Below are 23,470 nucleotides of genomic sequence, written 5' to 3'. Positions count from 1 at the left end.
AGCCCCACCCGACCGCGACCGCACCGCAGCCTCACGCCTCCCCAGCCTCGTCGGGCGCGTCCTTCGGGCTCCCTTCGGTCGCCCTCGGAGCGCCCGACTCCCTCGCGCGTGCTCCTCGCGGCCGCCACCGGCGGCCGCTCGCAGGCACGCGCCGACGTGGAGGTGCGAGCCGTCGCCGCCGTCCCTCTCGGCGGCGGCGTCGTCCCGGACTTCTGTCGTTCCTGCCGTCGTCCAATATTTATAAAACTAACCGGCGCAGCGGTGGCTCAGTCGTCCGCGAGCGACGCGACGTCGAGTTCCGCCGCGTCCTCCCGGCGGACGGTCGAGCGGTTCGAGCGCGGGTCCTTCTCGACGGTGACCAGCTCGTCGGCCGCGCCCACCAGCTCGTCGTCGTGGCTCACGATGACGATCTGGCGCACGCCGAACCCGCGCATCTCCTCGACCAGCCGGACGAGCCGCGAGACGTGCCCGGAGTCGAGGAACACCGTCGGCTCGTCGAGGATGAGCGGCGGCGTCGGCGCCGCGCCCTCGATCCCCTCCGAGAGCAGCCGGTAGATCGCGCAGCGCAGCGAGAGGTTGAAGAGGGCGCGCTCCCCGCCGGAGAGCTGCTCGGGGTCGAGCGGCTCGCCGTCCTTCTGGTAGACGGTGAGGACGTACTCGCCGTCGAGCTCGATGTGCGAGTAGGCGTCGTTCCCGTAGACGAGCTCGAACGTCTCGTTGAGCGTGCGCTCCAGCTCGGTGACGTTGCGCTGGCGGAGCTCCGCCCGCAGGTCGCCGTACATCGTCTCCAGCTCGCTCGTCTCTTCGTGGAGCGTCTCGAGCGCGTCCACCCGATCGCCGAGCGCCTCGCGCTCCTCGCGGAGCGCCTCCAGCTCGCTGAGCTCGCCTTTCACTCCGCCGATCGCGTTCTGAAGCTCCTCTCTCCGCTCGTCGAGTCGCTCGAGCTCGCCGGCGACCCTCTCGAGGTACTCCACCGCCTCTTCCTTCCGCTCTTTCGCCGTCTCGACGGCGGACTCGTCGACGGCGTCGGCGAGCTCGTCGCGCCGCTCGCGCTTGTCCGCCAGTCGGTCGCGCCGCTCGTCGTTCACCTCCGCCAGGTTCTCGCGCTTCTCGCGGCGCCGCTCGATCTCGTCTTCGGCGTCCGCGATCGCCGACAGGCGCTCCTCGACCGCCGTCACCGCCTCACGGGCGTCCGCGACCGCCTCCAGATCGGCTTCGAGTTCCTCGACGCGCGCCGCGGCGGCCTCCGCCTCCTCGCGCTTCTCCGCGGCGACCTCACGCGTGTCCTCGGCCTCAGCGCGGAGCTCGGCGGCGCGCTCGCGTTTCTCCGCGGCCTGCTCGCGCTTCCGCTCCGCCGCCGCGCGCTTCTCCTCGGCGCGCTCTTCGAGGGTCGCGATCCGCTCGTCGATCTCGTCGAGTCTGTCCGCCGCGCTCGCGAGCTCGTCCAACTCCGCGACCTGCTCGTCGAGGTCGCCCTCGCGCTCGCGGGCGGCCTCCAGCTCGGATTCGAGCTCCGCCACTCGCTCGCGATCCTCGTCGATCCCGCTCGCGTGCGGCGAGTCCTCGACCGACTGGCCGCACTCCGGGCACTTCCCGGCCGCGAGCAGCGCCTCCGCCTCCTCGACGCGCTCGCGGGCGTTCTTCAGCTCCGCCGACAGCTCGGCGATTCGCTCGCGGATTCCTCCCCGCTCGTCGCGCAGCGTCTCGCGCTCGTCGGCGACGCCGTCGCGGTCGACGTCGGCGGCCGCGAACCGTTCGCGGAGCTCCGCCGCCTCCTCGCGGAGCGTCTCGATCGACGACTCGCGCTCCGCCGCCTCCTCCGCCGCCGTCTCGGCCTCGTCGTCGAGGTCGTCGGCCTCGGACTCGATCTCCTCCGCGCGCTCGGTGCGGTCGTCGGCCTTCCCGGCGAGGTTCGTCGCTTGGTTCCGCAGCCCCTCGGCGTTCACCCGCGCGTCGTCGAGGTCCGTGCGGACCGATTCCTCACGGTCGTCGAGTTCCGCGCGCCGGTTCGCGACGGCCGCCTCGGTCGGTGCGTCGAGGCCGGCGTCGTCGAGTCGGTCGTCGATCGCGGCCTCGACCTCGGCGATCCGCTCGCGGGCCTCGCCGATCGCGTCGCGGTGGTCGTCGCGATCGCGCTCGGCCTCGCGGATCGCGGCCTCGATCTCGTCGATCTCGGCCTCGACCGACTCCAGCTCCTCCCGCTTTTCCGCGTGGGTCTCCAGCGTCTCCGCGGCCGCGTCGCGCGTCTCCTTCGCCTGCTCCCGCTGGGCCTCGTACCGGTCGATGTCGTCGGTGACGTCGCCGAGCTCGCCCTCAAGCTCGTTGAGCCGCGCGTGGAGGTCGCGGTCCTCCTTCGCGGCGATCTGCTCGTCGAGCTGGTCGAGCCGCCCGCGGCGGTTCTCCAGCACGTCCTCGACGCCGAGCCGGGCGTCACCGGCGCGCTCGCGGTACTCCTCCAGCTTCCCGAGCTGGAGGAGGTCGTCGATCGTGTCCTGCCGCTCCCGGGGCGTCGCGTTGATCAGCTTGTTCACCTCGCCCTGCCGGACGTACGCGCAGTTGACGAACGCCTCGGCGTCCATGCGCAGCAGTTCGGTGACGAACTCGCGGACGGCGCGCGCGCCGTCGCGGGCCACGTCGCTCCCGTCGGTCGACTCGAGCGTACACTTGTGGTCGATCCGACCGTCGTACGATTTGAGTCGCCGCTCGACCCGGTAGGAGACGCCGTCGTGGGTGAACCACAGTTCGACCTCCGTCTCCTCCTCGCCGTTCGTGATGACGTCTCCGAGGGTCCCGTCGAGCGCCTTCGACCCGTACAGCGCGAAGAAGCAGGCCTCAAGCAGCGACGACTTCCCGCTGCCGTTGAGCCCGTGGATCACGGTGACGCCCTCGGTCAGCCGCAGGTCGGCGTCGCCGTACGGCTTGAAGTTCGCGAGGCGGACGCGGTCGAACTTCACAGGTAGTCCTCCATGGAGACTTGGCCATCCGTCGACGCCGGGTCGGAGTCCTCGGGCTCCGCGGCCTCCGGCTCGGTGTTCGGCTCCGTCGGCTCCGACGCGTCGCCGTTCGGTTCGGCTCCGCCGCCGTCCCATTCGTCTCCGTCGGCGTCCGATTCGGCTCCGTCGCCGCCGGCCTCGACGGCGTCGAACGCGTCGAGATCACCGTCTCCGTCCAGCCGCTCCTCGACCCTGCGTTTCACCGTCTCGCGGACGTTCGCGTCGGAGACGGTGTCCTCGCGGACCGCGCGCTCCACGTCGCGCGCGGCGGTCGAGAGCGCCCTCTCGTCGAGTCGGTCGCGGACCGCGTCCTCCGGGTCGGCGAAGCTCACGTCCACCTCGCCGTCGGCGTCGACCTCGCGTCGGTCGACGACGCGCGCGATGAGCGCGCCCTCGTCGGTCGCGAACTCCTCGACGGCAGCCGGCGTCACCGGGTCACCCTCCCCGGTGATCTCCACGTGGACGACCGCCTCCGCGAGGTCGAACTCGCGCACGCGCTCGCGGACCCGCGACTCGCCCTCGCCCTCGCGCAGTTCGACGGAGACGAAGACGAACGGGCGCGTGTCGAGCGCGCGGCGCCGGATCTCCACGCGGTCGTCGCCGCCCGCCGTGTCGGCGTCGAAGACGACGAGGTTGTAGCCGCGGCCCTCGCGTTCGCTCGCGCTCGCGCGCTCCGTCGACCCGGGGTACGTGACCCACGTGTCTGCGACCTCGGCGGTGTCCGGGGTGTGGTTGTCGCCGAGGAGCATCGCGTCGAAGGCGACGTCGCTCTCCGTCAGCACGGTCTCGGTGTCCCAGTCGGCGTAGCCGAACGGCTCGAAGAGACCGTGCGCGACCAAGGCGGCGTAGTCGGCGTCGTGGTCGGCGAAGGCGTAGTCGAGGTCGTCGCGCCGCGAGACGGGGACGTGGTCGAGGCCGTAGAAGGCGGTGTCGCCCACGACGACCGGCTCGTCGCCGAGCCGGGTGGCGAGCCCCAGCCGCTCGAAGAGATCGAGCCACTGGCCGCCCCGCGTCGACTCGTGGTTACCGACGACCGCGAGGAAGGGGATTCCGGCGTCGTCAAGCCGACGGAGGACGGAAATCGTCCCCATCAGGTCTTGGAGGTCGGGCCGGCGGTCGTGGAAGAGGTCGCCCGCGTGGACGACCGCGTCGACGCCGCCGTCGACCGCGTCGTCGACCACGGCCTCGAAGGCGTCGAGGAAGTCCTGGCGTCTGACCGGCGAGTGGTACTGCGAGTACCCGATGTGGGTGTCGCCGGTGTGGATCACCCGTGTCATCTGTCCGCGTCTTGGCCGGTGTCCGGCTTAGGGATTCCGGGGCCGGAGCGGAAGTGATCGCGCTCGGCGCCGCCGTCTCGGTCGCCGATGCTGTCTCGGTCGGCGTCGCTCCCGGCGTTCGCCTCGCGGCCGTTTCCGGGGGCGTCGCCCGCCGCCGCCCGCCGGAACGACCGGTACGCGGCGAGCGCGTCGCGCCCCCGCTCGACGGCGGCGTCGTCGTCCGCGCGGTCCGCGGCGTCAATCGCTTCCGCCAGCCCGTCGAGCCCGATCGCGTCGACGAATCCGGCCGCGCGCCGGAGGTCGGATCGCGCGGCGTCCGCCTCGTCGATCACGGCGACGTACGGACGTCTCGCGGTGTCGGTTCGAGTCGCGAGCGCGGCCAGCGCGCGCTTGACGGCGGTAGTCGAGACCACGGGACGACTGCCGCGGTATCGCCGATAAATCGTCGCACGCGGGCGGTCCGGGCGTCAGCGTCGGCGGCGGATCGGGCGGTCCGCGCTCAGATACCCAGCGAGTACAGCCGCTTGCGGGCGTCAGTGAAGGAGAACCGCGAGTCGACGACGTCCTCCTCCTCGAGCCGCGACAGCGCGTACCGGACCGTCCGGGGCGGGAGCAGCGTCTCCTCGGCCAGTTCGCTCTGCGTCAGCGTGTCGTTGTAGTCTAACACCTTCGCGACCAGCTTGGCGCTCGGCGGCAGGTCGCGAACGGCCGCCCAGCGGTCCGCGGTCCCGTCGTCGGCGGTGACGGCGTCGGTCGTGCTCATTCGTATACCGATCCTTGGCATGCCGGATAATAATATTTACTATCCATTTTGATTACTACTGAGAATCATCTCCAGTCAAACCTGCGAATCAGCGTAGACCCGGACCGCCGTCGTTCGGTGGTTCGCCGGCGGTACGGCCGCCATCGTGCCCCCACCCGAAGCCTCTTATCCGCGAGACCCTTTAATAAACACAATGAGCGATACGGTCGACGACGTCGACATGCCTTACGAGGGCTCGGCGTCGAAACAAGAGAAGATCGACTCCTTACAGGAGCGGCTCGACGTCCTCGAGTCGCAAAACGAGGAGATGCGCGACAAACTCCTCGACGCCAACGCGGAGAACAACAAGTACCAGCAGAAGCTCGAGCGGCTCACTCACGAGAACAAGAAGCTGAAGCAGTCCCCGCTGTTCGTGGCGACGGTCCAAGAGATAACGCCAGACGGCGCCGTGATCAAACAGCACGGGAACAACCAGGAGGCGCTCACCGAGATCACCGACGAGCTGCGCGAGCAGCTCGACCCCGACGACCGCGTCGCGGTCAACAACTCGCTTTCGGTGGTCAAGAAGCTGGAGAAGGAGACCGACGTCCGCGCCCGCGTGATGCAGGTCGAACACTCCCCGGATGTCACCTACGCCGACATCGGCGGGCTCGAAGACCAGATGACGGAGGTCCGCGAGACGGTCGAGATGCCCCTCGAACACCCCGACATGTTCGAGGACGTGGGCATCACGCCCCCGAGCGGCGTGCTGCTGTACGGCCCGCCGGGCACCGGAAAGACGATGCTCGCGAAGGCGGTCGCCAACGAGACGGACGCGACGTTCATCAAGATGGCCGGCTCCGAGCTGGTACACAAGTTCATCGGCGAGGGCGCGAAGCTGGTCCGGGACCTGTTCGAGGTCGCCCGCGAGAACCAGCCCGCCGTCCTCTTCATCGACGAGATCGACGCCATCGCCTCGAAGCGGACGGACTCGAAGACTTCGGGCGACGCCGAGGTCCAGCGCACGATGATGCAGCTACTCAGCGAGATGGACGGCTTCGACGAGCGCGGCGAGGTCCGCATCATCGCCGCCACCAACCGCTTCGACATGCTCGACCCCGCGATCCTCCGTCCCGGCCGCTTCGACCGGCTCATCGAGGTTCCCAAGCCGGAGACCGAGGGCCGCGAGATCATCTTCCAGATCCACACCCGCAACATGAACCTCGCCGACGGGGTCGACTTCGCGGAACTCGCCGAGCTGACACCGGACGCCTCCGGCGCCGACATCAAGGCGATCTGTACTGAGGCCGGGATGTTCGCTATCCGCGACGACCGCACGGAGGTCACGCTCGACGACTTCCTCGAGGCCCACGAGAAGCTCCGGCAGGACGAGGAGACGAACGCCGACGACTCGCTGGCGTTCGCCTGAGACCCGGACGACCACAGATCGAGACCCGCCGATCGCCGTTTTCACCCCTCGGGCGTTGACGAAAGCGCCCCGCTACAGCGCCGTGACGGCTAGGTACGGGACGACGAAGACCAGCAGGAACACCAGTCCGACCGCGATACCGTAGCCGGCGCCGACGCCGGCGAGCGCGAGCCACCCGTCGTCGAGCGCGTCAGCGATGTACATAGCGGAGGGATCGCCGCCCGGAACTTAAATCCGCACGCTCACGTCCGGCGTGGACGCCTCGCCCCGCCGGCCCGCCGCGTCGATCGCGGTCACACGTCCCCGGCCATCGCCCGGAACAGCCCGTCGGCGAGGGCGTCGCGGTCGACGGTCTTCGGCTCCTCCCCGGTGGGGTCGAGCTCCGGTTCGATCGTACCGCCGCCCATCCGGGAGTGCCCCCCACCGTTCCCGTTGTCGACGTCGTCCAGCACGGCCGCTATCGCGTTACCCATGTGGACCCGGTCGTCCCGCGAGCGTCCCGAGAGGTGGACGGTCTTGTCTCGCTCGCCGATCACCACGACCGCGCTGACTCCTTCCAGCTGGATGAGTTCGTCCGCGGCCTGCGGGATCGCGTCCACGTTGTTCACGCCGCCGACGTCCGCGACCGCGAACGACCCCTCGATGCGACGGCCGGCGATCGCCCGGGCCTTCACCTCCAGCACCTCCGCGTCGACCGCCGGGTTCGCGATCCGGTCGAGCCGGTCCTGATCGACGCCCGGATAGAGGTACGCGGCCGCCGCGAAGTCGGGCTCGCTGGCACCGACGGTGAGGTGTTTCGTGTCGGCCAAGATCCCGTACAACAGCCCGGTCGCCGTGTCCGTCGACAGCGTCAGGTCGCTCCCGGTCTCGCTCGCGTGTTTGTCCGGCGGGACGGGGACCGCGTCGTTGTCCTGAAAGTACTCGGCGACGACCGACGCGCTCGCGCCGTAGTCGGTCCGTACGTCGGTGAACGATCCACCGGCGCCGTCGCCGGGGTGGTGATCGACGACGGCCATCGGCAACACGCCGTCGGCGCCGGCAAACCCCCGCGGCTCGTTGTGGTCGACCAAGACGACCGATTCCGACGCGAGGTCGCTCACGTGTTCGATCGGCTCCAGTTCCAAGTCGAGGACCGTCCGGAACGCCCGGTTCTCCTGATGACGGATCTGACCGGGGTACTGGACGGTTGCGTCGACGTCCACCTGATCGGCGAGCGAGGCCACGCCGACCGCGGCCGACATCGCGTCGGGGTCCGGGTTCGGGTGCATCAACACCGTTATCTCGTCCTCGTCGGCCAGCAGCCGGCGGAACCTGACTCCAGGCGTCCGGCGGGCACGGAGCACGACGAGCCCCACGGCGACGACGATCAGGACGATGAGCGCCCCGGCGACGGCGATCTCCGGGTTCTCCCGGACCATTGCCTCCGCCTGCGAGAGTCGGTCGCCGACCGCGCTCATCGCTCGCATGCGTTGTGTCGAGTCGCTCCCGACACATGAAGGTTCGTTACCGTTCTGACGGAGTGAAACCGACGGAACCGACCGCGGTCGGACGACGACGGGCCGAACCGGCCGCCGTCCGTCCGAGACGCGCTACTCGGTCCGCGTCCGGTACGCTCGCACCGCGTCGCGGTAGCCGGACCGGAACGTGGGATGAGCGAACTCGTAGCCGAGCTCGCGGAGCAGCGCGTTCGAACAGCGCTTGCTGGTTCGGATCCGGCGCTCCGCGGCCGCCGAGAGGTTCCCCGCCGCGATCCGCTCGTCCTTCGACAGCTTCTCCGGGCGCCGGACGCCGCAGGCGTCCGCGAGCCAGTCGGCGAACACGTGCTTGCCGACCGGCTCGTCGTCAACGACGAGGACGACGCGGTCGCGTGCGCGGTCCGTCTCCAGCAGATGTCGAATCGATCCCGCGGCGTCGTCGCGGTGGACCATGTTCAGGTAACCGGCCGTCACCGGGCCATCCACGTACCGATCCAGCCGGTAGCGTTCCGGCCCGTACAGCCCCGCGAACCGGACGACGGTCCCGTCGATCCCGGCGTCGGCCGCGCGCTCCGTCGCGATCCGCTCGGCCTCGGCGAGGACGCGGGTCTTCTCCGTGGTCGGGTCGACCGGCGTCTCCTCGTCGACCCACCCGCCGTCGTGGTCACCGTACACGCCCGTCGAGGAGGTGTACACGAGCCGGTCCGGCGGCGCGGCCCGCGAGCCGTACTCGTCGACGACGTTCGCCAAGCCGTCGACGTACACTTCCCGGGCCGCGTCGGCACCGCGGCCGCCGGAGCTGGCCGCGAAGACGACCGCGTCCGCGTCCGGTAGCGCCGAGAGCGACTCGGGATCGGTCGCGTCCGCCCGGACGGCCTCGACCCCGGAGCCGACCGCGTCGACCGCGTCGAGGCCGGCGTTTGACCGGCGGACACCAACGACCTCGTGGCTGCGGGCGTCGAGCTGTTCCGCCAGCGCCAGCCCGACGTAGCCGCAGCCGACGACGACGACTCTCATGGCTTCCGACGCTCGATGACCGCGAGTATCTCCGCGAGCTGGCCAAGAGTTAATCTGGTCCGCCCCTCCAGCGCCTGTTGGACCTCCTGCCCGGTGAGGTCGGCGTCGATCCGCGCGGCGATCGCGTCGACGTCGAGGACGGCGGTCGCCATCCCCATCAGGAGGTGATCGCGCACCTCCGCGACTATCGCGTCGGTGTCGCGCCCCGGCTCCGCCGCCGCGAGGACGGCCGCCGCGTCCGCGAGCGAGAGCGCCGCGACGTCCCCGTCGCGGACGGCGCTCGCGTCCGCTTCCGTCAGGCCGACCTCGCCGACGAGCCGGTCGCCGTCGACGCCCGACGCGGCCTCCGTGACCAGCGTCTCGAAGGCCGCGAGTAACTCCGCCGCCGCCGGTTCGTCCGCGTCGACGTCGGGCCCGCTTCCGCGGTCGTCAACGACCTCGTGGAACATACTCCCTCTGGGTCGCGCCGTCGCAAAACGCCTGCGGTCGGTCGCGTCCCGGCGCTTCGCCGCCCGCGTTCTCCCTCCCTCCCTCAATGCTCCGTACACTCGTCCCCCTCTCCGGGCGACGCGCTCAGCGATCCCGGACACGGCCAGCCGCCGGACGTCTCCTCGCGCGTCCCGTCGACGTCGCCGACGCCCGGCGGCCCGGCGGGGACCGCGACGACGACGACCGTCCGCGTCTCGAACGCGACCGGCTCCGTCGCGCCGAGCGCGACCGACTCGCCGTTCACATCGACGCTGACCTCGTCGGCTTCCCGGACGTACTCGAACGGGCGGTCGGGCGTCCCGACGTTCGCACGAAGCGCGAAGCGCGGGTACTCTCCGCGCACCTGAACGTTCCACGCGTTGACCGTCGCCACCCAGTACCCGGGGACCGGCGCGACGGGGAGTCCCGCGCCGACGCTCCGAACGGGCTTCGGCACCCGCTCGTCCGGCACCGACGCGACCGCCTTCCGGGCGCGGGACTCGATCTTCGACTCGACTCTGTCTCGACGAATCGTCCGGGACGCCGTCGTCGTCGCGTCGACGAAGCGAGCCGGGACGCGGACCGCGTCCCGTCCCGCCGCCTTCCGCGTCTCCACCCGGAGGTGCGCCGCGAGGCCGAGCCGTTCGGCCCTCGACAGCGACCCGACCCGGGCCGCCTCGCTCGCGACGCGGTTCGGGTACTCGCCGTCGCCGACCGCGACGGCCCTGTCGCCGAGCGAATCGTACTCGGACGCGACGCTCTCTACGACCGCGTTCCGCTGCTCGCGCGAGAGGTCGGTCCGTTTCGCGAGCCGGTCTTGTAACGCGTCGTCGACGCGTCCCAGCGAGGCGTCAACCCGTCCGGCGAGCGCGTTTCGGTCGGCCCGTAGGTCGTCGTCGTCGGCCGCCGCGAGGGCCTCGTCGGCCGCGAGGAGCGATCGCCCGGCGACGCCGAGACGGACCGTGTCGTCGGTGCCGAGAATCCGGTCGGCGATCCCGCCGGAGACGTCGCTGTACGGGAGCGTGGCGTAGTTCACGTTTCGAGCCGCGAGCGGCCTCGTGGTCGTGCCGTCGACGCCTTCCACGCGCTCGCCGTCGACCGCGGTCCGCGGGAGATACCCCGGCGACCCCTCCGGAGCGAACGTGACGGCGCCGGCGGGCCCCTCGTCGCCGACCGCGTAGGTCCCCGGGTCGCGTGCAGCCTCGCGGCTGGCGATCACCTCGCCCACGGGCGGTCCACCGAACGCGTCGTTCACGCGGTCGAGAACTCCGTTAGACGCCGCCTTCCTGTCGTCCGACGCCGATTCGAGCTCCCCGATCACGGCGTCGAGATACGCGACGCGGGCGGCGACGCGCCCCCGGTCGACCGCGCCGTCGTACCGCCTCGGGGCGTCGCGTAGCGCGTCGCGTCGATCGCGCACGGCCGCGGCGAGATCGCCGTACGGCGTCGACTCGCCGACCGCGGCGTCGGCCATCGACGCCTCGGTCTCCAGGTCGCGGACGCGCTCCGACAGCGTCGAGATGTCCGCCGCGATCCGGTCTAGGTCGGCGCCCGATCGGTCGCCGTACACGACCGTCGACCGCCTCTCGTCGCCCCGTTCGACGGCGTCGCGAGCCAGCCGATCGACGTCGCCCGCCGTCTCGACGTTCAGCTCTGCCCTCGCGGCCGCCGGCGTGTCGGCGAGGTCGGGCCCGGCAACGTCCCGGTCGGCGGCGCCGAACGTCGCCGTCGGCCCGTCGGGGGCGTGGTCGCGCGGCGCGTACGTCCCGGTCACCGACACGCGGACGCGGTACCGGTCCGTCGCCTCGTCGCTCGTCACGGCACGGTCGACGCTCACGTCCTGTACCGTTCCGTTCGGTCCCCGTTCGACGACCCGTCGCTCCCACGTCGCTGTCGCTGCGCGCTCGACGACGACCTCCCGAGTCGCGCCGCCGAACGACACCGACTCGCCGGCCGACACCGTCTCGCCGTCGGTTCCCGTTCGGAGGTCGCTCCCGTCGGCGACGCGGACGCGCTCCGTCCGCGACGTGTCGACCCGCCGCCAGGGCTCTCCGAGCTGCGACCGGGGACGACCCGGGCTCACGGGACCGCCCTCGACGACCCGCGTCGCCTCCGTCTCTAGGGTCGCCTCGACTCGGTGGCTCGCCCGCACGATCGATTCGAGGTCGTCGTGGACGCGGGTCGCGGCGCGGTCGGCCGCGTGCCCGACCTCGACCGACGCCGTCTCGCTCGTCGGATCCGTGGCCGAGTCGAACGCCGCGTCCTCGCTCGTCGCCGCGTTCCCGTCCGAGGCCGTCCGCTCTCTCTCGGTCTCCGCCGTCGGCGTCGGCGCTCCGAGGACGGCGTCCGTCCAGGAGGCTTCGTCGACGCCGGTCGGCGACAGCAGGTCGGTCACACCGGTCCGGGCGGTCGCTCGCGCGACGCCGCCGCGGGCGTCGGGATCGCTCGTTCCGAACACGTCCCGCTGGACGCGGACGATCCCGGCGTTCGTCGACAGCTCCACGTGGCGGTTCGCGACCACGTTCTCGACCGGTGCGCCGGCGTACTGCCCGTACCCCCGGGCCCACGCCATCGCGTAGAGGCTGGCCGTGACCTGTCGCCCGAGTCCGGGCCCCTCGACCGGACCGCGGTTGAGTCGGCGCTCGAACCGCTCGGTCCGCTCGTGAGCGGCCAACGTCGGCACCGCGACCGTGACCGTTCGGGACCGCGTCCGGTTCACGACGGTTCGCCCGTTCCGGGTCGCGGTCGTCGCGACGCCCTCGAACGTCACTCGCGTCGCGGTCCCGTTGGCGACCCGCTCGACGCGGACCCGCTCGCGCGCGGCGACGAGGTCGCTCGGCGACTCGACGGCCGGTAGCGACGCGGTCGCCGTCACGGTGCCGATGTCGCTCTCGACGGCACCCAGCGCCTTCGATCCGGCGACCGCGAGTCGGATCCGGAACGCGTCCTCGAAGGCCGATCCCTCCCGGACGGCCTTGGCCGCCGCTCCCGGTCCACTCGGTGGCCGCGTCACCGGCTCCGCCGCCGCCTCGTGGGCGGCCTCCCGGGCCGCGCTCCTGAGCGCGGCGGTGGCGTCGGCGTCGACTCGCTCGACGGCGCGTTCGACGCGGCGGTCCTCGCCGACGAGCCCCTGCTCGGCGAGTCCGGCGGCGTACGCCGAACTCGTCACGAGCAGTAGCACGCCGACCAGCGCGAACGGGACTCGCGCCCGCTCGTCGACCGCGAACGTCCGGCTCCGTCGGCCGGAACCCGCCCGACCGGAGTCGCTGCCCTTCACGCTCACCACCTCCGAACGACGATCCGGACCGTAGCACCCGCTCCGCGTCGGTCCGATTCCCCACTGCCGTCGACTCCTGCCGGAAGCGGCTGTCTGACGACCGCGACCCCGACGGTGGCGTCTCGCGGCGGTTCCGGTCCGACGGCGACCACCCGTCGGGTCTCGTCCGCGGTCGATCCGGACGAGTCGGCCGCCGGTTCGGTCGTTCGAAACGCGCCAGGCGCCCGGTATCGCTCCGGCACCCCACCCACTCTCTCCGCCGTCCGCGTCGGCCCGTCGAGGGCAACGTCGACGCGCGTCCGCGGACCGATCCCGGTGTGAACCGCGTCGATCGCGCGGCGGTCGAACGCCGTTTTCGTGCCCCCGTCACCGACTCGTTCGGCGACCAGCGCGAGCAACTCCGCGCGCGTCGCGTGGATTCGTCGGGTGTCGTTCGGCGCGCCCTCGTCGGGATACGCCACGGTCTCGGTCTCGGTGACGAGCCGGTCGGCGGCGTCGGTCGCGGTCGGGCCGTCAGGGCCGCCGGCGTCGCTCGCGCCGAGCGCGACGACGCTCGCGGAGACGCAAAGCAGCAGCACGGTCACGTCGAGGACGGTGCTGGTCACCGCCACACCACCGCCCGGAGCGTTCCGCGGACGTTACGGCCCGGCGCCACGCGGACCGTCACCCGTCGCTCGGCGACCGCGACCGCTTCTGGGGTCCGGACTCCCGGCGGTCCCGGCGCGTCCGGCCCCGACGCGGCCAACCACCGCTCGCCGTCCGCCTCCAGTTCGATCGCGATCGCGGTCCCCGGCGCTTCGACCCGCCGCATCCGGTCCGGGTCGAGGACGCCGCCGACGGTGACCCTCCCCTCGACCCGGTCCAGTGCCGACTTCGCGGCCGACCGACGGTCGTCCGGCGCCGCGTCCGCGAAGGCGCCGGCGTATAGCCCCAACGCGAGTCCGACGACCACCACCGCGACGAGCGCGGCGATCGGCTCAACGGCGGCACGGTCGGCGGTCGGGAACGCCGCGCTCGGCCCGTTCCGAGTCGCCGACGCGCCGGATTCCGTGGAGTCACGCGACACGCGAGATCACCCGACCAGCGTGACCCGGACGTCACCGTAGTGTACGCGCCGGACCGTTATCCGCCTCGGTGCGGTCGTCCACCTCGCGTCCGCCGCTCGCGCACGCTCGGCGGCCGCCGCGAACGACGCCGGATCGTCGAACGCTGCGTCCGGAGGGGCGCCGTCGAGGACGCGCCGAAGCCGGGCGTCCGTCGCCGCGCCCGGCGTCACCCCCGCTGTCGGTCGGACGACCGGGGTGATCCGCGGGGCATCGAGCGTCGCCCGCGCCGTCGCTCGCTCGTCTCTAAGCGAGACGGATCCCTCCGCGAGCCGGAGTCTGTCCGCCGCGATACCGTGCTCCGCCGTCGCCGGGTACGACCCGTCCGCGACCGAATCGACGGTGCGCGCGACGCCGTCCGCGTCCGGCGGCGGCGACGCCGGGAACGCGGCGGCCACGCCGACGGCCGCGACGCTCACGACGGCCAAGCCGAGCCACGCGTACGTGGCGTCGAGGTGCGTCTCGAACATGGCGCGGCTGGCCGCGCTTTCATACATAAACGATCGGCCCCGAGCGTCGCGGTCGATCGAGGGCCGACTGCCCCACCGATCGGGCTCAGAACAGGAGTCCGGCGCCGGCGAACGCGACGAGGAACGTGGCCGTCGCCGTCGGCAGCGCGATCCCGACCCGATAGGCCACCAACGTCCGGTCGAATCCGCGCTCCAGTCCGGTCGCCAGCCCGGTGAGGAGGGCGGCGAGCAACAGCACGTACGTCCCCACGATCCGTCCGAGCACCGGCACCGACAGGGCAGCCGTTCCGCCGGTCCTCGCGCCGTCGCTCGCCGCCCCGCTCCCGCCAGCGGCCACTCCGCTCTCCGCGCCCAGTCCGCCTCCGCCGAGCGCGTCGGCGCCCGCTGCCGCTCCGGCTCCCAGGCTCCCGACATCGGCGGCGTCGATCCCGGTCGCGAGCGCGACGGTCGCTCCACCCACGAGCGGCGCGAACACCGCCGCGGTGTTCGAGAGCGTCCCCGTCACGGTCGCGAGCTGGCGGCGCGCGTCGCGTTCGAGTTCCCGTAGTGACTCCAGCTGGTCGGCGAGCTCCAACAGGACGTCGCCGGCGGGACGCCCCTCCCGCGCGGCGACGGAGAGCAGCGCGATCGCCCCGCGAACCCGGGACGACGGCACGTCCGCGGCCGGCCCGCCCTGTCCGAGAAACGCCTCGCGGACGCCGACACGCAGCGTGTCGCTCCGCCGACCGGCGCGCTCGAACACCTCGCCGGTCGCGCCGTCGAGCCGCTCGCCGGCGTTCGCGACCGCGGTCTCGACCGCGACCCCCTCCGCCACGTCTCCGCCGATCACGGTCATCGCGTCCGGCAGCCCCCGCTCGACGCCTCGGACCTCGGACAGCACCGCGCGGCGGGGTCGCGCGAGGACGAACAGCGCGCTCCCGACTCCGACGCCGACCCCCGCGACCGGCCACGCCCACGGCGCGACGACTCGCGCGGCGACGGCGGCCGCGGCCGCACCGAGGGCGCAGCCGACGACCAACGCGTGGCCGCGTCGGTCCGGCACGTCGGGATGGTCTCCGCCGATCTGCGGCGGCGGAAACGCCACCGGGCGACGGGAGAGCAGCCACGCCGAGGCGGCCACCAGCCCGCCCGGAAGCGCGATCAGGTACAGGCCGGCGATGAGTCCGGAACCCACCGCGACGCCGGCGGCGGCGCCCGCGGGAAGGAGCGCGATGAGTGCCAGCGGGAGCAGCACGCCGAACGCGTACAGCGCCGAGACCGGCCCGCGGACGGAGCCGACGAACGACGCGAGCCGATCGGTCGTCCCCGAAAGCGTCGCGTCGAGGGCGCGGTCGAGGCACCGCCCGCGGCGCTCCGGCGGCGCGGTCGCCGCGGTCCGGACCAGCGCGGCGGCGCGGTCTATCGCCGGGAACCACGGAGTCCACTCGCGAGCGAACGCTCGAAGGCCGCTCGTCGGCCCGTCCGCACAGCCCCGTTCGTGGCGGGAGAGAGCCGCGGCCAACGGTCCCTCTCCCGTCCGGCCGGCGAACCGCACCGCACGCTCCGTCGAGGGATCGAGCCGCATCCGCAACACGAGCCGCCCGACGAGCCCCGGCGCCGCGCCCAGCGCCCGCGTCCGCCGGAGCGACGCGAGCCACCCCGGCGCCCGGTGGACCGCGTGTACGCCGCCGACGGCGGCGGCCAGTCCGGCCGGCGCGGCGACGACCGCGCCGGCAGCGAGCGCCGCGGCCGCGGCGACAACCGCCCCGACGACGACGCCGGCCCGGTACCCGATCGCCACGACGCGCTCCGCGGAAACGCCCCAGCCGAGAAACGCGACGGCCCGCCGCAGTTCTTTCGAGGCGGTCGCGTCGTCTTCTCCGTCGACACGAGCCGATCGCTCGGTCGGTTTCGACCGGTCCTCGTTCATGCGCCGCCTCCGTGCTTCACTCCTCCCTCGCGTGGTCGATCGGCCGGGGCTCCCACGTCTCCGCTCGGATCGCCGGATACGTCTCCCCTGACGTACCGCGCCGGCGAAACGCGTCCCGCCCGAACCGCCTCGCGGATCCGGTCGCTCCGCCGATCGATGACCTCCCGAACCGCCGCGTACGATTCGTTCGTCCCCCCGAGCGCCTCGACGAGTCGACTCTCACCGCGGTCGATCCGACCCGTGCCGACGAGTCCCCGTTCGGTCCGCTCGAACAGCGGATCGAAGCTCACGCCGCCGTCGCGGTCGCCGACCTCGACGATCGACTCCACGCGGTGGTCGTCGAGCACGGCGATCAGATCGGTCGCGGCGAACGACGAGCGGGGGACGCCGAGGTCGGTGACGACGCGTTCCTCCACCCCGGCCGGGTCTTCGCCGTGAATCGTCCCCAGCACCGTCTCGCCGGCGGCACCGACACGCATCGCCTCGTACAGCGCCTGCGCCTCCTCGCCGCGCACCTCGCCGACGCTTATCGCGCCGCCGCCCATCCGGAGCGCCGTCCGAACGGCGTCCGCCGGGGCGAGTTCGGCCCCGTCACCGACGCAGAGTCGCTGCGCGTCTCGCCCGGCGTCCGCGAGGGCGTCTACCGGGAGTTCCGGCGTGTCCTCGATTGCGATCGCCCTCGTTTCCGCGGGCAATTCCCACAGCAGTGAGCCGAGCGCGGTCGTCTTCCCGGCTGCCCGGCCGCCCGCGATAAGCCCCGCTACCCCGCGTTCGACGGCCACCGACAACAGCCCGGCCGCCGCGGGCGTGAGGGTGTCGACGGACACCAGTCGCGCGAGCGTCCACGCCTCCGGATCCCCGCGTCGGAACGTGAACGAGAGCCCGTCGCTGGCTGGGGCCGTGACCGCGGCGACCCTGACCCGACCGGTTTCGGACTCGATCGTCGCGTCGAGCGTCGGCGTGGCCCGCGAGAACGCCCGACCGCTCGACCGGCGGAGCCGCGACGCGAGCGTGGCGGCCCCTTCCGGGGGGAGCCGCACGTTCGTCCGGCACCGCTCCCCGTCGAGCACGACGCGGAGCGGGTTCTCCGCGACCGGCGCCGTCACCGTCGCGTCGCTCACCCTCTCGTCGGCGAAGACGTGTTCGAACACGCCGTAGCCGTGCGTGTGTCGGCGCAGGATCTCCGTCAGATCGGCGACCGGGTCGCCGTCTTCCGCCGCCGCCCGCACCGCTCGTCCGGGGGCCCTGTCGCCGCCGCGGGGGTCGTCGAGCAGCCGGTCTCGCGCCGCGGCCAGCGTCGCTACGGCGTCGGCGTCCAGAGCGACCGTCGGCGGCGTGAGGTGGTACGTCCTGAGGGAGTCGTCGCCGTCGTAGAGCCGGACCGTTGCCCCGGTCGGCACCGTCCAGCGATCGACCAGCGTCGCACCCGGCGGCGGCGAGGCCGCGACTCGTGCGGTCGCGGCCGTCGGACCGACGTGGGCCCGCAGGCGATCGCTCAGAACGCCGTCGCTCTCGGGCCAGTTCTCGCCGCCGCCGAGATCCTCCGCGGCCGACAGCAGCCCCGTTTCGGCCGCGATGCGCTTCGTAGGGCCCGCCCGCCCGGCGGCCTCTACCGCGGCGCCGAGCGGGTCGCGGAGGACTCGTTCGGCGAGCCGCTCCTCACGGAACCCGACCCGCTCGCGGAACCGTCCGACGGCGGTCAGGAGGTCGGCCGCGCGGTCGGCGTACGACCGCTCGCGGCCGCGGTGTCGTGTCCTGATCACGTCGGCGTCGCGGTCGCCGAGCGCCTCCACGACGGTCGCGAGACAGTCGGCGCTCGCGGCGAGGTCGCCGCGTCCGGGACACGCGCCGGCGTCGACGTCGAGTATAACCCTGTCCTCGACGCCAGTTCCCACGGGCTCGCGAAACGCCGGCTCGCACCGACACTCGTCGCGGTCCTCGTCGACCCACGGGAGCGCTCGGAGCGGCGTCTCGCCGGCCCCGTCGGCGAGTTGATCGGTGATACCGAGGTTCATGACGGGCGTGCCCGCGGTTTGATATATAAGTCGTCGGCCGTCCCGCCGTTCCGTTCCGCCGCGTCTCGAAACGATCCGCGTCGTCCCGGTCTGCCCTGTCGTAATCTATTCTGTCCCGCGCCGTCGCGTCCCTCCGCCCCCGTCTACCCCGCTCGGTTGATCCGGACCGTCGGCCCCTCGTCGTCGACGTACCGGAGCCGAATGCGGTTCGTCCCGCCCGGGCGAAGTTCGATCGGTCCGCCGCCGAGATCGACAGTCACCTCCACCGGTCCCGTTCCGACGCGGACCGTGCGCTTCGGCCGGTCCTCGACGCGGTACGCGAGCACGACGCCGCCCGGCCTGTCCGGCGGCTCGACGAGCGCGACGCGGTCGACCTCCGCCGCGGCGAACCCAGTCGGGACCCGGAAACGCACCGTCGCCTGCGCCGCCAGGGCGGGGTCGTCTACGGGCGACGATCCGGCGACTACGCTGCCGATCGCCCGCTCCAGACGGTCCGCCTCGGCGCCGATCCGGTCCGCCGTCGTCGCGGTCCGGGCCGTCTCGACCGCGGGCATCGACGCCGTCAGCAGCGCGACTGCCACGAGGACGGTGAGGGCCACGCGGATCACGGCTCGCTCACAGCGACTCCCGGAGGCGGTCGAGCGCGTCCGTCGCCCACGCCCCGCCGTCGCCGTCCCCGGCGGCCTCGTCGGTTCCGCTGCCGCCGGTACGCGGTCCGGACCGCGAGCGATCGTCCAGCAGGGCGGCGTCGAGGGCGCCCTCCGACGGAACGGTGTCGTCGGTCCGCTGCCCGTCGCTCGCGCTGCTCTCGCGGCCGACACTGCCGCCGCTCCGCTCGTTCTCCCGCCCGGCCTCGGTCGCTCTCGCGAGCGCGAGGTCGGCCCGGCGCTCGACCTCGCGGTTGACGGCCCGGATCGCTCCGGCGTAGCCGCGGACCGCCTGCGTCGCCGCCTCCAACTCCGCGACGCGCTCCTCGAGGTCGTCGAGCCGCGACTCGAGTCGCTCGCGCTCGGCCGTCGCCTCCGCGTCCGCGGCGGCGTCGACCGGCCGCGCCTCGCTCCCGGTCACCGCGCGCTCGACGGCGCGGAGCCGAGACTTGATCCGGTCGTCCGGTCCGTCCGCTCCCGTCGGCGTCGCGTCCGTTTCCGCGTCCGTCGGCTCCGCGCCCCGCGCGTGATCGGTCATGCGGCCTGTTGCCCACGGTCTCACTCTTAAACGTCGGGGAAAGGATATTATCGGGGGAACCGGTACGTCTGGGCATGAAAGCAGTCCTCCTCGGCGTCGGACAGGCGGGCGGCAAGCTCACGACCGCCCTCGCGGAGTTCGACGCCGACGCCGGCTACGGCGCGGTCCTCGACGCGATCGCTGTCAACACCGCCGCGGCCGACCTCGACCCCCTCCCGCTCGAAACGGTCCTCGTCGGGCAGTCGCGCGTCAACGGTCACGGCGTCGGCGGCGACAACGAACTCGGCGCCGAAGTGATGGACGAAGACGCGGTCGAGGTGTTGGACGCGCTCGCCCCGAAGGTCACCGCGGAGGCCGAGGCGGTCTTCGTCGTGGCCGGCCTCGGCGGCGGGACGGGCTCCGGCGGCGCGCCGGTCCTCGTCCGCGAGCTGAACCGGGTGTACGACGTACCTGTGTACGCCATCGGCGTCCTCCCCGGTCGCGACGAGGGGACGATGTATCAGGTGAACGCCGGCCGGTCGCTCAAGACGCTGGTCCGCGAGTCAGACGCGACGATCCTGCTCGACAACGACGCGTGGCGCTCGGCGGGCGAGTCCGTCGAGGGCGGCTACGAGGCGATCAACGCCTCGATGGCGAAGCGGATCGGGCTCGTCCTCGCCGCCGGCGAGGCGGTCGAGGGCGTCGCCGAGTCCGTCGTCGACACGAGCGAGGTGATCAACACGCTCCGGGCGGGCGGGATGGCCGCGGTCGGGTTCGCGTCGGCGCCCGCCGCCGAGGACCCGCAAGAGAACGTCAACACCGTGACGAGCGCGGTCCGGAGTTCGGTGATGACCGGGCTGTCGCTGCCGAGCGCCACCGACGCCGACGCCGCCCTCGTCGCGGTCGCCGGCGACCCGGACCGGATCTCCCGGAAGGGCGCGGAGAAGGCGCGGAAGTGGCTTCAGGAGGAGACGGGGTCGATGCAGGTCCGCGGCGGCGACTTCCCGCTCGACTCCGACCGGATCGCCGCCTTGGTCCTCCTCGCGGGGGTCGAGCGCTCGCAGCGCGTCGAGGCGTTCTTGGAGCGCGCTCGGCAGGCGGTCCGCGACGAGCGCGAGGAGAAGCCCGACCCGGCGGCCGCGTTCGAGAACGACGAGATCGACGACCTGCTGTGAGGCCCCCGCCCTCCCGCGCGGCGCGGCTCGGGGCTCCGGGGCGGGATAGCTTCCGCACCTTTTTGTTCTCGCCCGGTGGAGTCTCGGCCGATGACTAACCCGTGGGACGACTGGGACCACGTGCTGAAGGTCGACCCCGACAAGGACCTCCGGGCGGGCGAGACCTTCGAGGACGTCTGCCGGACCGGGACGGACGCGATCGAGATCGGTGGGACCCTCGACGTCACCGCGGAGAAGATGACCCGCGTGGTCGACGCCGCCGCGGAGTACGACGTGCCGCTGTACCAGGAGCCGTCGAATCCGGGAGTCGTGATCGACTCGCCGGCGCTCGACGGCTACCTGATCCCGACCGTCTTCAACGCTGGCGGCCCCTTCTGGATAACCGGCGCCCACAAGGAGTGGGTCCGGATCGACGACCTCGACTGGACCCGGACCCACACCGAGGCGTACATCGTGTTGAACCCGGAGGCGTCGGTCGCCCAGCTGACGGAGGCCGACTGCGACCTCGGCGCCGACGACGTGGCGGCCTACGCGAAGGTCGCGGAGCGCATGTTCGGCCAGGAGATCGTCTACGTCGAGTACTCGGGCACGTTCGGCGACACGGAGAAGGTCGCGGCCGCTCACGACGCCTTAGACGACGCCACGCTCTTTTACGGCGGCGGCATCCACGACTACGAGTCGGCCAACGAGATGGCCGCTCACAGCGACGTGATCGTCGTCGGCGACCTGCTCCACGACGAGGGCGTCGACGCCGTCCGCGAGACGGTGAAGGGCGCGAAGGACGCAGGGGACTGAGGGGGACGGGTCGGTCCGTCGCCAGTTAGTCGGCCGCGTACCCGTCCAGCATGTTCTCGACGTACTTCGCGATCACGTCCACCTCCAGGTGCACCGGGTCGCCGACCGACTTCTCCGAGAGCGTCGTCAGGTCGTAGGTCGTCGGGATGACCGCCACGTCGAACTCGCCCGCGCGCTTCTCGGCGACCGTCAGCGAGATGCCGTCGAGCGTCACGGACCCCTTGTCGACGAGGTAGTCGCCGTGTCCCTCCGGAGTCGCGAACGTGAACCGCCAGTCTTCTCCGACGCGCTCGATTCCCGTCACCTCGGCGACGGTGTCGACGTGTCCTTGGACCACGTGGCCGTCGAACCGCCCGTCGGCGGGCATCGCGCGCTCGACGTTGACGGCGTCCTCCGCCTCGATCCCGCCGAGGTACGTCTTCGCGACCGTCTCGCTCGCGAGGAACACCGAGAACCAGTCGCCGCCGTCGGTCGTGCCGCCGTCGTCGCTCCCGTGCTCCTCGACGGTCAGACAGACGCCGCTCACGCTTATCGACTGGCCGTGGTGGAGGTCGTCGAATCCGTCGACGCCGATCCGAAGTCGGAGGCCGTCGTCGGTCTCGGTCCGCTCGCGGACCGTACCGGTGCCCTCGACGATGCCGGTGAACATACCGGAACTGGGGGCGGGCGACGGATATCGGTTCTGGGTCCGGCCGGGATCTGGGAGTTCGACCGCCCGTCGTCGCGGCCGGGCCCCTTTTGCCCCCCGGGGATCAACGGAGGGTCGATGCGACTCGGAGTGCTGGACATGATCGGGCTGGCGGCGTCGCTCGTCTTCGCGCTCCCGCTCGCGAACTACGCCGTCGTCCGCCTGTTCGCCGGCGAGGTCGCGCTCGGCGCCGGCCTGCTCGTCGTCGCCGCCGCGATGGTCGTCCTCCCGCAGTACTTCCTCGACCCCGCCACCATACTCCGACGGCTGCTCTCGGGACTGTTACCGCGACAGCTTCGTGGAGACGACGACGCCGCCGGCTCCGAGGGCGATTCGGTCGAAAAGTGACTCGGCCCGGCTCTCACTCCCGCCGCCGGGCAACGATCGCGACGACGAGCACAGCGAGCCCGCCGGCGACGACCCCGAACCCGGGCGCTTCGAGGCCGAGGACGCCGTCGCGTTCCTCGACGCCGATCTCCTCGTCGACGACGAGCACCTCGCGCGCGCTCGACTCGTTGACCGCCTCGTTCCCGCGGACGGTCAGCGTCGCGCGGTCTCCGTGGGTCGTCCGACGCAGATCGAAGGCCGCGCTAGCCGTCCCGTTCTCGACCGTCGCCGCTTCGGTCATGAGGCAGCTCGGGCTCGCGTCGCCGTCAGAGCGGATCCGGAGGGTCACGGTCTCGCCGTCCTCGGCGGTCACCGGAACGCTCAGCTCGGTCTCCGCCGGGGCGACGACGAGATCGGCCGCCTCGATGTCCGCCTCGGTGACCGTGACGGCCTCGGCCGACTCGCCGTCGGTCGCGCCGTCCCCGCCGCTTCCGTCGCCCCCGCTTTCGTCGCCCGTTCGGTCTTCGACGACGAGCGTGGCGACGTCCGCGGGGTCGCCGCCGACGAACAGTTCCGCGTCGTAGCTTCCGGGAGCGATCGCCTCGCTCAGGGTCGTCTCGTAGTCGATCTCCACCGCGCCGCCGTCGGCGGCGGTCAGCGGGGCGCCGCTCCCGCCGGTTTCGGCGTGGGTGAAGACGAGCGTCGTGACGCCGTCGCCGTCCGGCGTCACCGTGGCGCGGAGTTCGTATCCGACCTCCTCCTCGTTGCCGACGACGACCTCGAACGCGTCGACGCCGTCGGTCTCGACGGTGAACTCGGCGCTCCCGTCCTCGCTTACGGTGACGACGCCCGCGCCGAGTTCGGCGGTTCCGTCGGCGGCCGCGACGCCGCTCCCGGCGACGACGACCCCGACGAGCGCCGTCGCGGCCACGAGAACCGCCACCGCCGTCGAACATCTACGCCTCGCGATACGCCAGACCGATTCGGACCCGGCGGTGGCGCCGGATCCGACGGAGGGCTCGGATCGCATGCGTATCGGGCTTCGGCGGGAGTCTCAAAAGGCGCGCCGATAGCGCAAAGACCGGTCGTAGCTACCCGCCGCTCACTCTCGCTCGCGCGGCGCGATGCCGAACGGATGCTCCGCCA

At 72.3% G+C, this 23,470-nt stretch carries 22 protein-coding genes; 4 read left to right on the top strand and 18 right to left on the bottom strand.

Annotated elements, in window-relative coordinates; translation table 11 throughout:
- Positions 1-266 precede the first annotated feature (266 nt).
- The 4 genes from rad50 to B9H04_RS13250 all read right to left on the bottom strand — a co-directional run bounded on the left by rad50 (position 267) and on the right by B9H04_RS13250 (position 5,033).
- Positions 267-2,954, bottom strand: a complete 2,688-nt coding sequence (rad50, locus tag B9H04_RS13265) for a DNA double-strand break repair ATPase Rad50 (RefSeq protein WP_049931719.1) — start codon at positions 2,952-2,954, stop codon at positions 267-269.
- Entirely contained in the window at positions 2,951-4,270 is a 1,320-nt protein-coding gene (gene mre11 / locus B9H04_RS13260; protein ID WP_049931720.1) for a DNA double-strand break repair protein Mre11, read from the bottom strand. Before mre11 ends, rad50 begins: the two co-directional genes overlap by 4 nt.
- A complete protein-coding gene (locus B9H04_RS13255) occupies positions 4,267-4,683 on the bottom strand; it encodes a hypothetical protein (protein ID WP_049931721.1) in 417 nt (138 codons plus the stop codon). Before B9H04_RS13255 ends, mre11 begins: the two co-directional genes overlap by 4 nt.
- Before the next feature lie 86 nt (positions 4,684-4,769).
- Positions 4,770-5,033 (bottom strand): MarR family transcriptional regulator, encoded by a 264-nt coding sequence (locus tag B9H04_RS13250; protein WP_049931722.1) that lies wholly within the window; start codon positions 5,031-5,033, stop codon positions 4,770-4,772.
- 193 nt (positions 5,034-5,226) lie between these two features.
- Between B9H04_RS13250 and pan1 the strand changes: the two genes are divergently transcribed.
- Positions 5,227-6,441, top strand: coding sequence for a proteasome-activating nucleotidase Pan1 (pan1, locus tag B9H04_RS13245; protein WP_049931723.1), 1,215 nt, complete (start codon positions 5,227-5,229; stop codon positions 6,439-6,441).
- A gap of 72 nt (positions 6,442-6,513) precedes the next feature.
- Here the strand turns inward: pan1 and B9H04_RS19460 are convergent, their stop codons facing one another.
- The 12 genes from B9H04_RS19460 to B9H04_RS13190 all read right to left on the bottom strand — a co-directional run bounded on the left by B9H04_RS19460 (position 6,514) and on the right by B9H04_RS13190 (position 19,360).
- Positions 6,514-6,645, bottom strand: coding sequence for a hypothetical protein (locus tag B9H04_RS19460; RefSeq protein WP_254921855.1), 132 nt, complete (start codon positions 6,643-6,645; stop codon positions 6,514-6,516).
- Positions 6,646-6,734: 89 nt separating this feature from the next.
- Positions 6,735-7,907: a DHH family phosphoesterase gene (locus B9H04_RS13240; protein WP_049931724.1), complete on the bottom strand. Its 1,173-nt coding sequence runs from the start codon at positions 7,905-7,907 to the stop codon at positions 6,735-6,737.
- 123 nt (positions 7,908-8,030) lie between these two features.
- Complete coding sequence (locus B9H04_RS13235) at positions 8,031-8,933, bottom strand: NAD-dependent epimerase/dehydratase family protein (protein ID WP_049931726.1); 903 nt, start codon at positions 8,931-8,933, stop codon at positions 8,031-8,033.
- Positions 8,930-9,382 carry a DUF5791 family protein gene (locus tag B9H04_RS13230; protein ID WP_049931727.1) on the bottom strand — a complete coding sequence of 151 codons (453 nt, stop codon included), beginning with the start codon at positions 9,380-9,382 and terminating at the stop codon, positions 8,930-8,932. Before B9H04_RS13230 ends, B9H04_RS13235 begins: the two co-directional genes overlap by 4 nt.
- 83 nt (positions 9,383-9,465) lie before the next feature.
- Positions 9,466-12,687 (bottom strand): DUF7286 family protein, encoded by a 3,222-nt coding sequence (locus B9H04_RS13225; RefSeq protein ID WP_049931729.1) that lies wholly within the window; start codon positions 12,685-12,687, stop codon positions 9,466-9,468.
- Positions 12,681-13,289 carry a DUF7284 family protein gene (locus B9H04_RS13220; RefSeq protein ID WP_049931731.1) on the bottom strand — a complete coding sequence of 203 codons (609 nt, stop codon included), beginning with the start codon at positions 13,287-13,289 and terminating at the stop codon, positions 12,681-12,683. Before B9H04_RS13220 ends, B9H04_RS13225 begins: the two co-directional genes overlap by 7 nt.
- Positions 13,280-13,744: a DUF7285 family protein gene (locus B9H04_RS13215; protein ID WP_049931732.1), complete on the bottom strand. Its 465-nt coding sequence runs from the start codon at positions 13,742-13,744 to the stop codon at positions 13,280-13,282. Before B9H04_RS13215 ends, B9H04_RS13220 begins: the two co-directional genes overlap by 10 nt.
- A gap of 6 nt (positions 13,745-13,750) precedes the next feature.
- Positions 13,751-14,251, bottom strand: coding sequence for a DUF7283 family protein (locus B9H04_RS13210; protein ID WP_085682783.1), 501 nt, complete (start codon positions 14,249-14,251; stop codon positions 13,751-13,753).
- An 85-nt stretch (positions 14,252-14,336) separates the two neighbouring features.
- Positions 14,337-16,160: a type II secretion system protein gene (locus B9H04_RS13205; RefSeq protein WP_085682782.1), complete on the bottom strand. Its 1,824-nt coding sequence runs from the start codon at positions 16,158-16,160 to the stop codon at positions 14,337-14,339.
- Positions 16,157-18,175 (bottom strand): ATPase, T2SS/T4P/T4SS family, encoded by a 2,019-nt coding sequence (locus B9H04_RS13200; RefSeq protein ID WP_085682781.1) that lies wholly within the window; start codon positions 18,173-18,175, stop codon positions 16,157-16,159. Before B9H04_RS13200 ends, B9H04_RS13205 begins: the two co-directional genes overlap by 4 nt.
- A 143-nt stretch (positions 18,176-18,318) precedes the next feature.
- Positions 18,319-18,783 (bottom strand): DUF7311 family protein, encoded by a 465-nt coding sequence (locus tag B9H04_RS13195; RefSeq protein WP_049931736.1) that lies wholly within the window; start codon positions 18,781-18,783, stop codon positions 18,319-18,321.
- A gap of 7 nt (positions 18,784-18,790) precedes the next feature.
- Positions 18,791-19,360, bottom strand: coding sequence for a DUF7310 family coiled-coil domain-containing protein (locus B9H04_RS13190; protein ID WP_049931738.1), 570 nt, complete (start codon positions 19,358-19,360; stop codon positions 18,791-18,793).
- 74 nt (positions 19,361-19,434) lie between these two features.
- On the opposite strand from B9H04_RS13190, the gene B9H04_RS13185 reads away from it, so the two are divergent.
- Both B9H04_RS13185 and B9H04_RS13180 read left to right on the top strand, forming a co-directional pair.
- A complete protein-coding gene (locus B9H04_RS13185; protein ID WP_049931740.1) occupies positions 19,435-20,514 on the top strand; it encodes a tubulin/FtsZ family protein in 1,080 nt (359 codons plus the stop codon).
- Between the two features lie 90 nt (positions 20,515-20,604).
- A complete protein-coding gene (locus B9H04_RS13180) occupies positions 20,605-21,309 on the top strand; it encodes a phosphoglycerol geranylgeranyltransferase (protein ID WP_085682780.1) in 705 nt (234 codons plus the stop codon).
- 25 nt (positions 21,310-21,334) lie between these two features.
- Here the strand turns inward: B9H04_RS13180 and B9H04_RS13175 are convergent, their stop codons facing one another.
- The gene (locus B9H04_RS13175; protein ID WP_049931743.1) at positions 21,335-21,958 is read right to left on the bottom strand and encodes a riboflavin synthase; all 624 of its coding nucleotides are present in this window, start codon (positions 21,956-21,958) and stop codon (positions 21,335-21,337) included.
- Between the two features lie 117 nt (positions 21,959-22,075).
- Between B9H04_RS13175 and B9H04_RS13170 the strand changes: the two genes are divergently transcribed.
- Entirely contained in the window at positions 22,076-22,345 is a 270-nt protein-coding gene (locus B9H04_RS13170; RefSeq protein WP_049931745.1) for a DUF7533 family protein, read from the top strand.
- A 13-nt stretch (positions 22,346-22,358) separates the two neighbouring features.
- On the opposite strand, the gene B9H04_RS13165 is transcribed toward B9H04_RS13170, so the two are convergent.
- On the bottom strand, positions 22,359-23,255 hold the full coding sequence (locus B9H04_RS13165) for a BGTF surface domain-containing protein (RefSeq protein ID WP_249025100.1): 897 nt from the start codon (positions 23,253-23,255) through the stop codon (positions 22,359-22,361).
- Between the last annotated feature and the right edge of the window lie 215 nt (positions 23,256-23,470).

Origin of the sequence: Halorubrum ezzemoulense DSM 17463 (assembly GCF_002114285.1) — an archaeon.
Taxonomy (GTDB): domain Archaea; phylum Halobacteriota; class Halobacteria; order Halobacteriales; family Haloferacaceae; genus Halorubrum; species Halorubrum ezzemoulense.
Note: the sequence above shows the minus strand (reverse complement) of the source record. Positions and strands in the feature narration are given on the sequence as shown.

Coding starts and splice junctions, on each gene's coding strand:
- mre11 (WP_049931720.1), bottom strand. CDS start 4,270: ATGACACGGGTGATCCACACCGGCGACACCCACATCGGGTACTCGCAG.
- B9H04_RS13250 (WP_049931722.1), bottom strand. CDS start 5,033: ATGAGCACGACCGACGCCGTCACCGCCGACGACGGGACCGCGGACCGC.
- pan1 (WP_049931723.1), top strand. CDS start 5,227: ATGAGCGATACGGTCGACGACGTCGACATGCCTTACGAGGGCTCGGCG.
- B9H04_RS19460 (WP_254921855.1), bottom strand. CDS start 6,645: ATGTACATCGCTGACGCGCTCGACGACGGGTGGCTCGCGCTCGCCGGC.
- B9H04_RS13240 (WP_049931724.1), bottom strand. CDS start 7,907: ATGCGAGCGATGAGCGCGGTCGGCGACCGACTCTCGCAGGCGGAGGCA.
- B9H04_RS13235 (WP_049931726.1), bottom strand. CDS start 8,933: ATGAGAGTCGTCGTCGTCGGCTGCGGCTACGTCGGGCTGGCGCTGGCG.
- B9H04_RS13230 (WP_049931727.1), bottom strand. CDS start 9,382: ATGTTCCACGAGGTCGTTGACGACCGCGGAAGCGGGCCCGACGTCGAC.
- B9H04_RS13210 (WP_085682783.1), bottom strand. CDS start 14,251: ATGTTCGAGACGCACCTCGACGCCACGTACGCGTGGCTCGGCTTGGCC.
- B9H04_RS13205 (WP_085682782.1), bottom strand. CDS start 16,160: ATGAACGAGGACCGGTCGAAACCGACCGAGCGATCGGCTCGTGTCGAC.
- B9H04_RS13200 (WP_085682781.1), bottom strand. CDS start 18,175: ATGAACCTCGGTATCACCGATCAACTCGCCGACGGGGCCGGCGAGACG.
- B9H04_RS13190 (WP_049931738.1), bottom strand. CDS start 19,360: ATGACCGATCACGCGCGGGGCGCGGAGCCGACGGACGCGGAAACGGAC.
- B9H04_RS13185 (WP_049931740.1), top strand. CDS start 19,435: ATGAAAGCAGTCCTCCTCGGCGTCGGACAGGCGGGCGGCAAGCTCACG.
- B9H04_RS13180 (WP_085682780.1), top strand. CDS start 20,605: ATGACTAACCCGTGGGACGACTGGGACCACGTGCTGAAGGTCGACCCC.
- B9H04_RS13175 (WP_049931743.1), bottom strand. CDS start 21,958: ATGTTCACCGGCATCGTCGAGGGCACCGGTACGGTCCGCGAGCGGACC.
- B9H04_RS13170 (WP_049931745.1), top strand. CDS start 22,076: ATGCGACTCGGAGTGCTGGACATGATCGGGCTGGCGGCGTCGCTCGTC.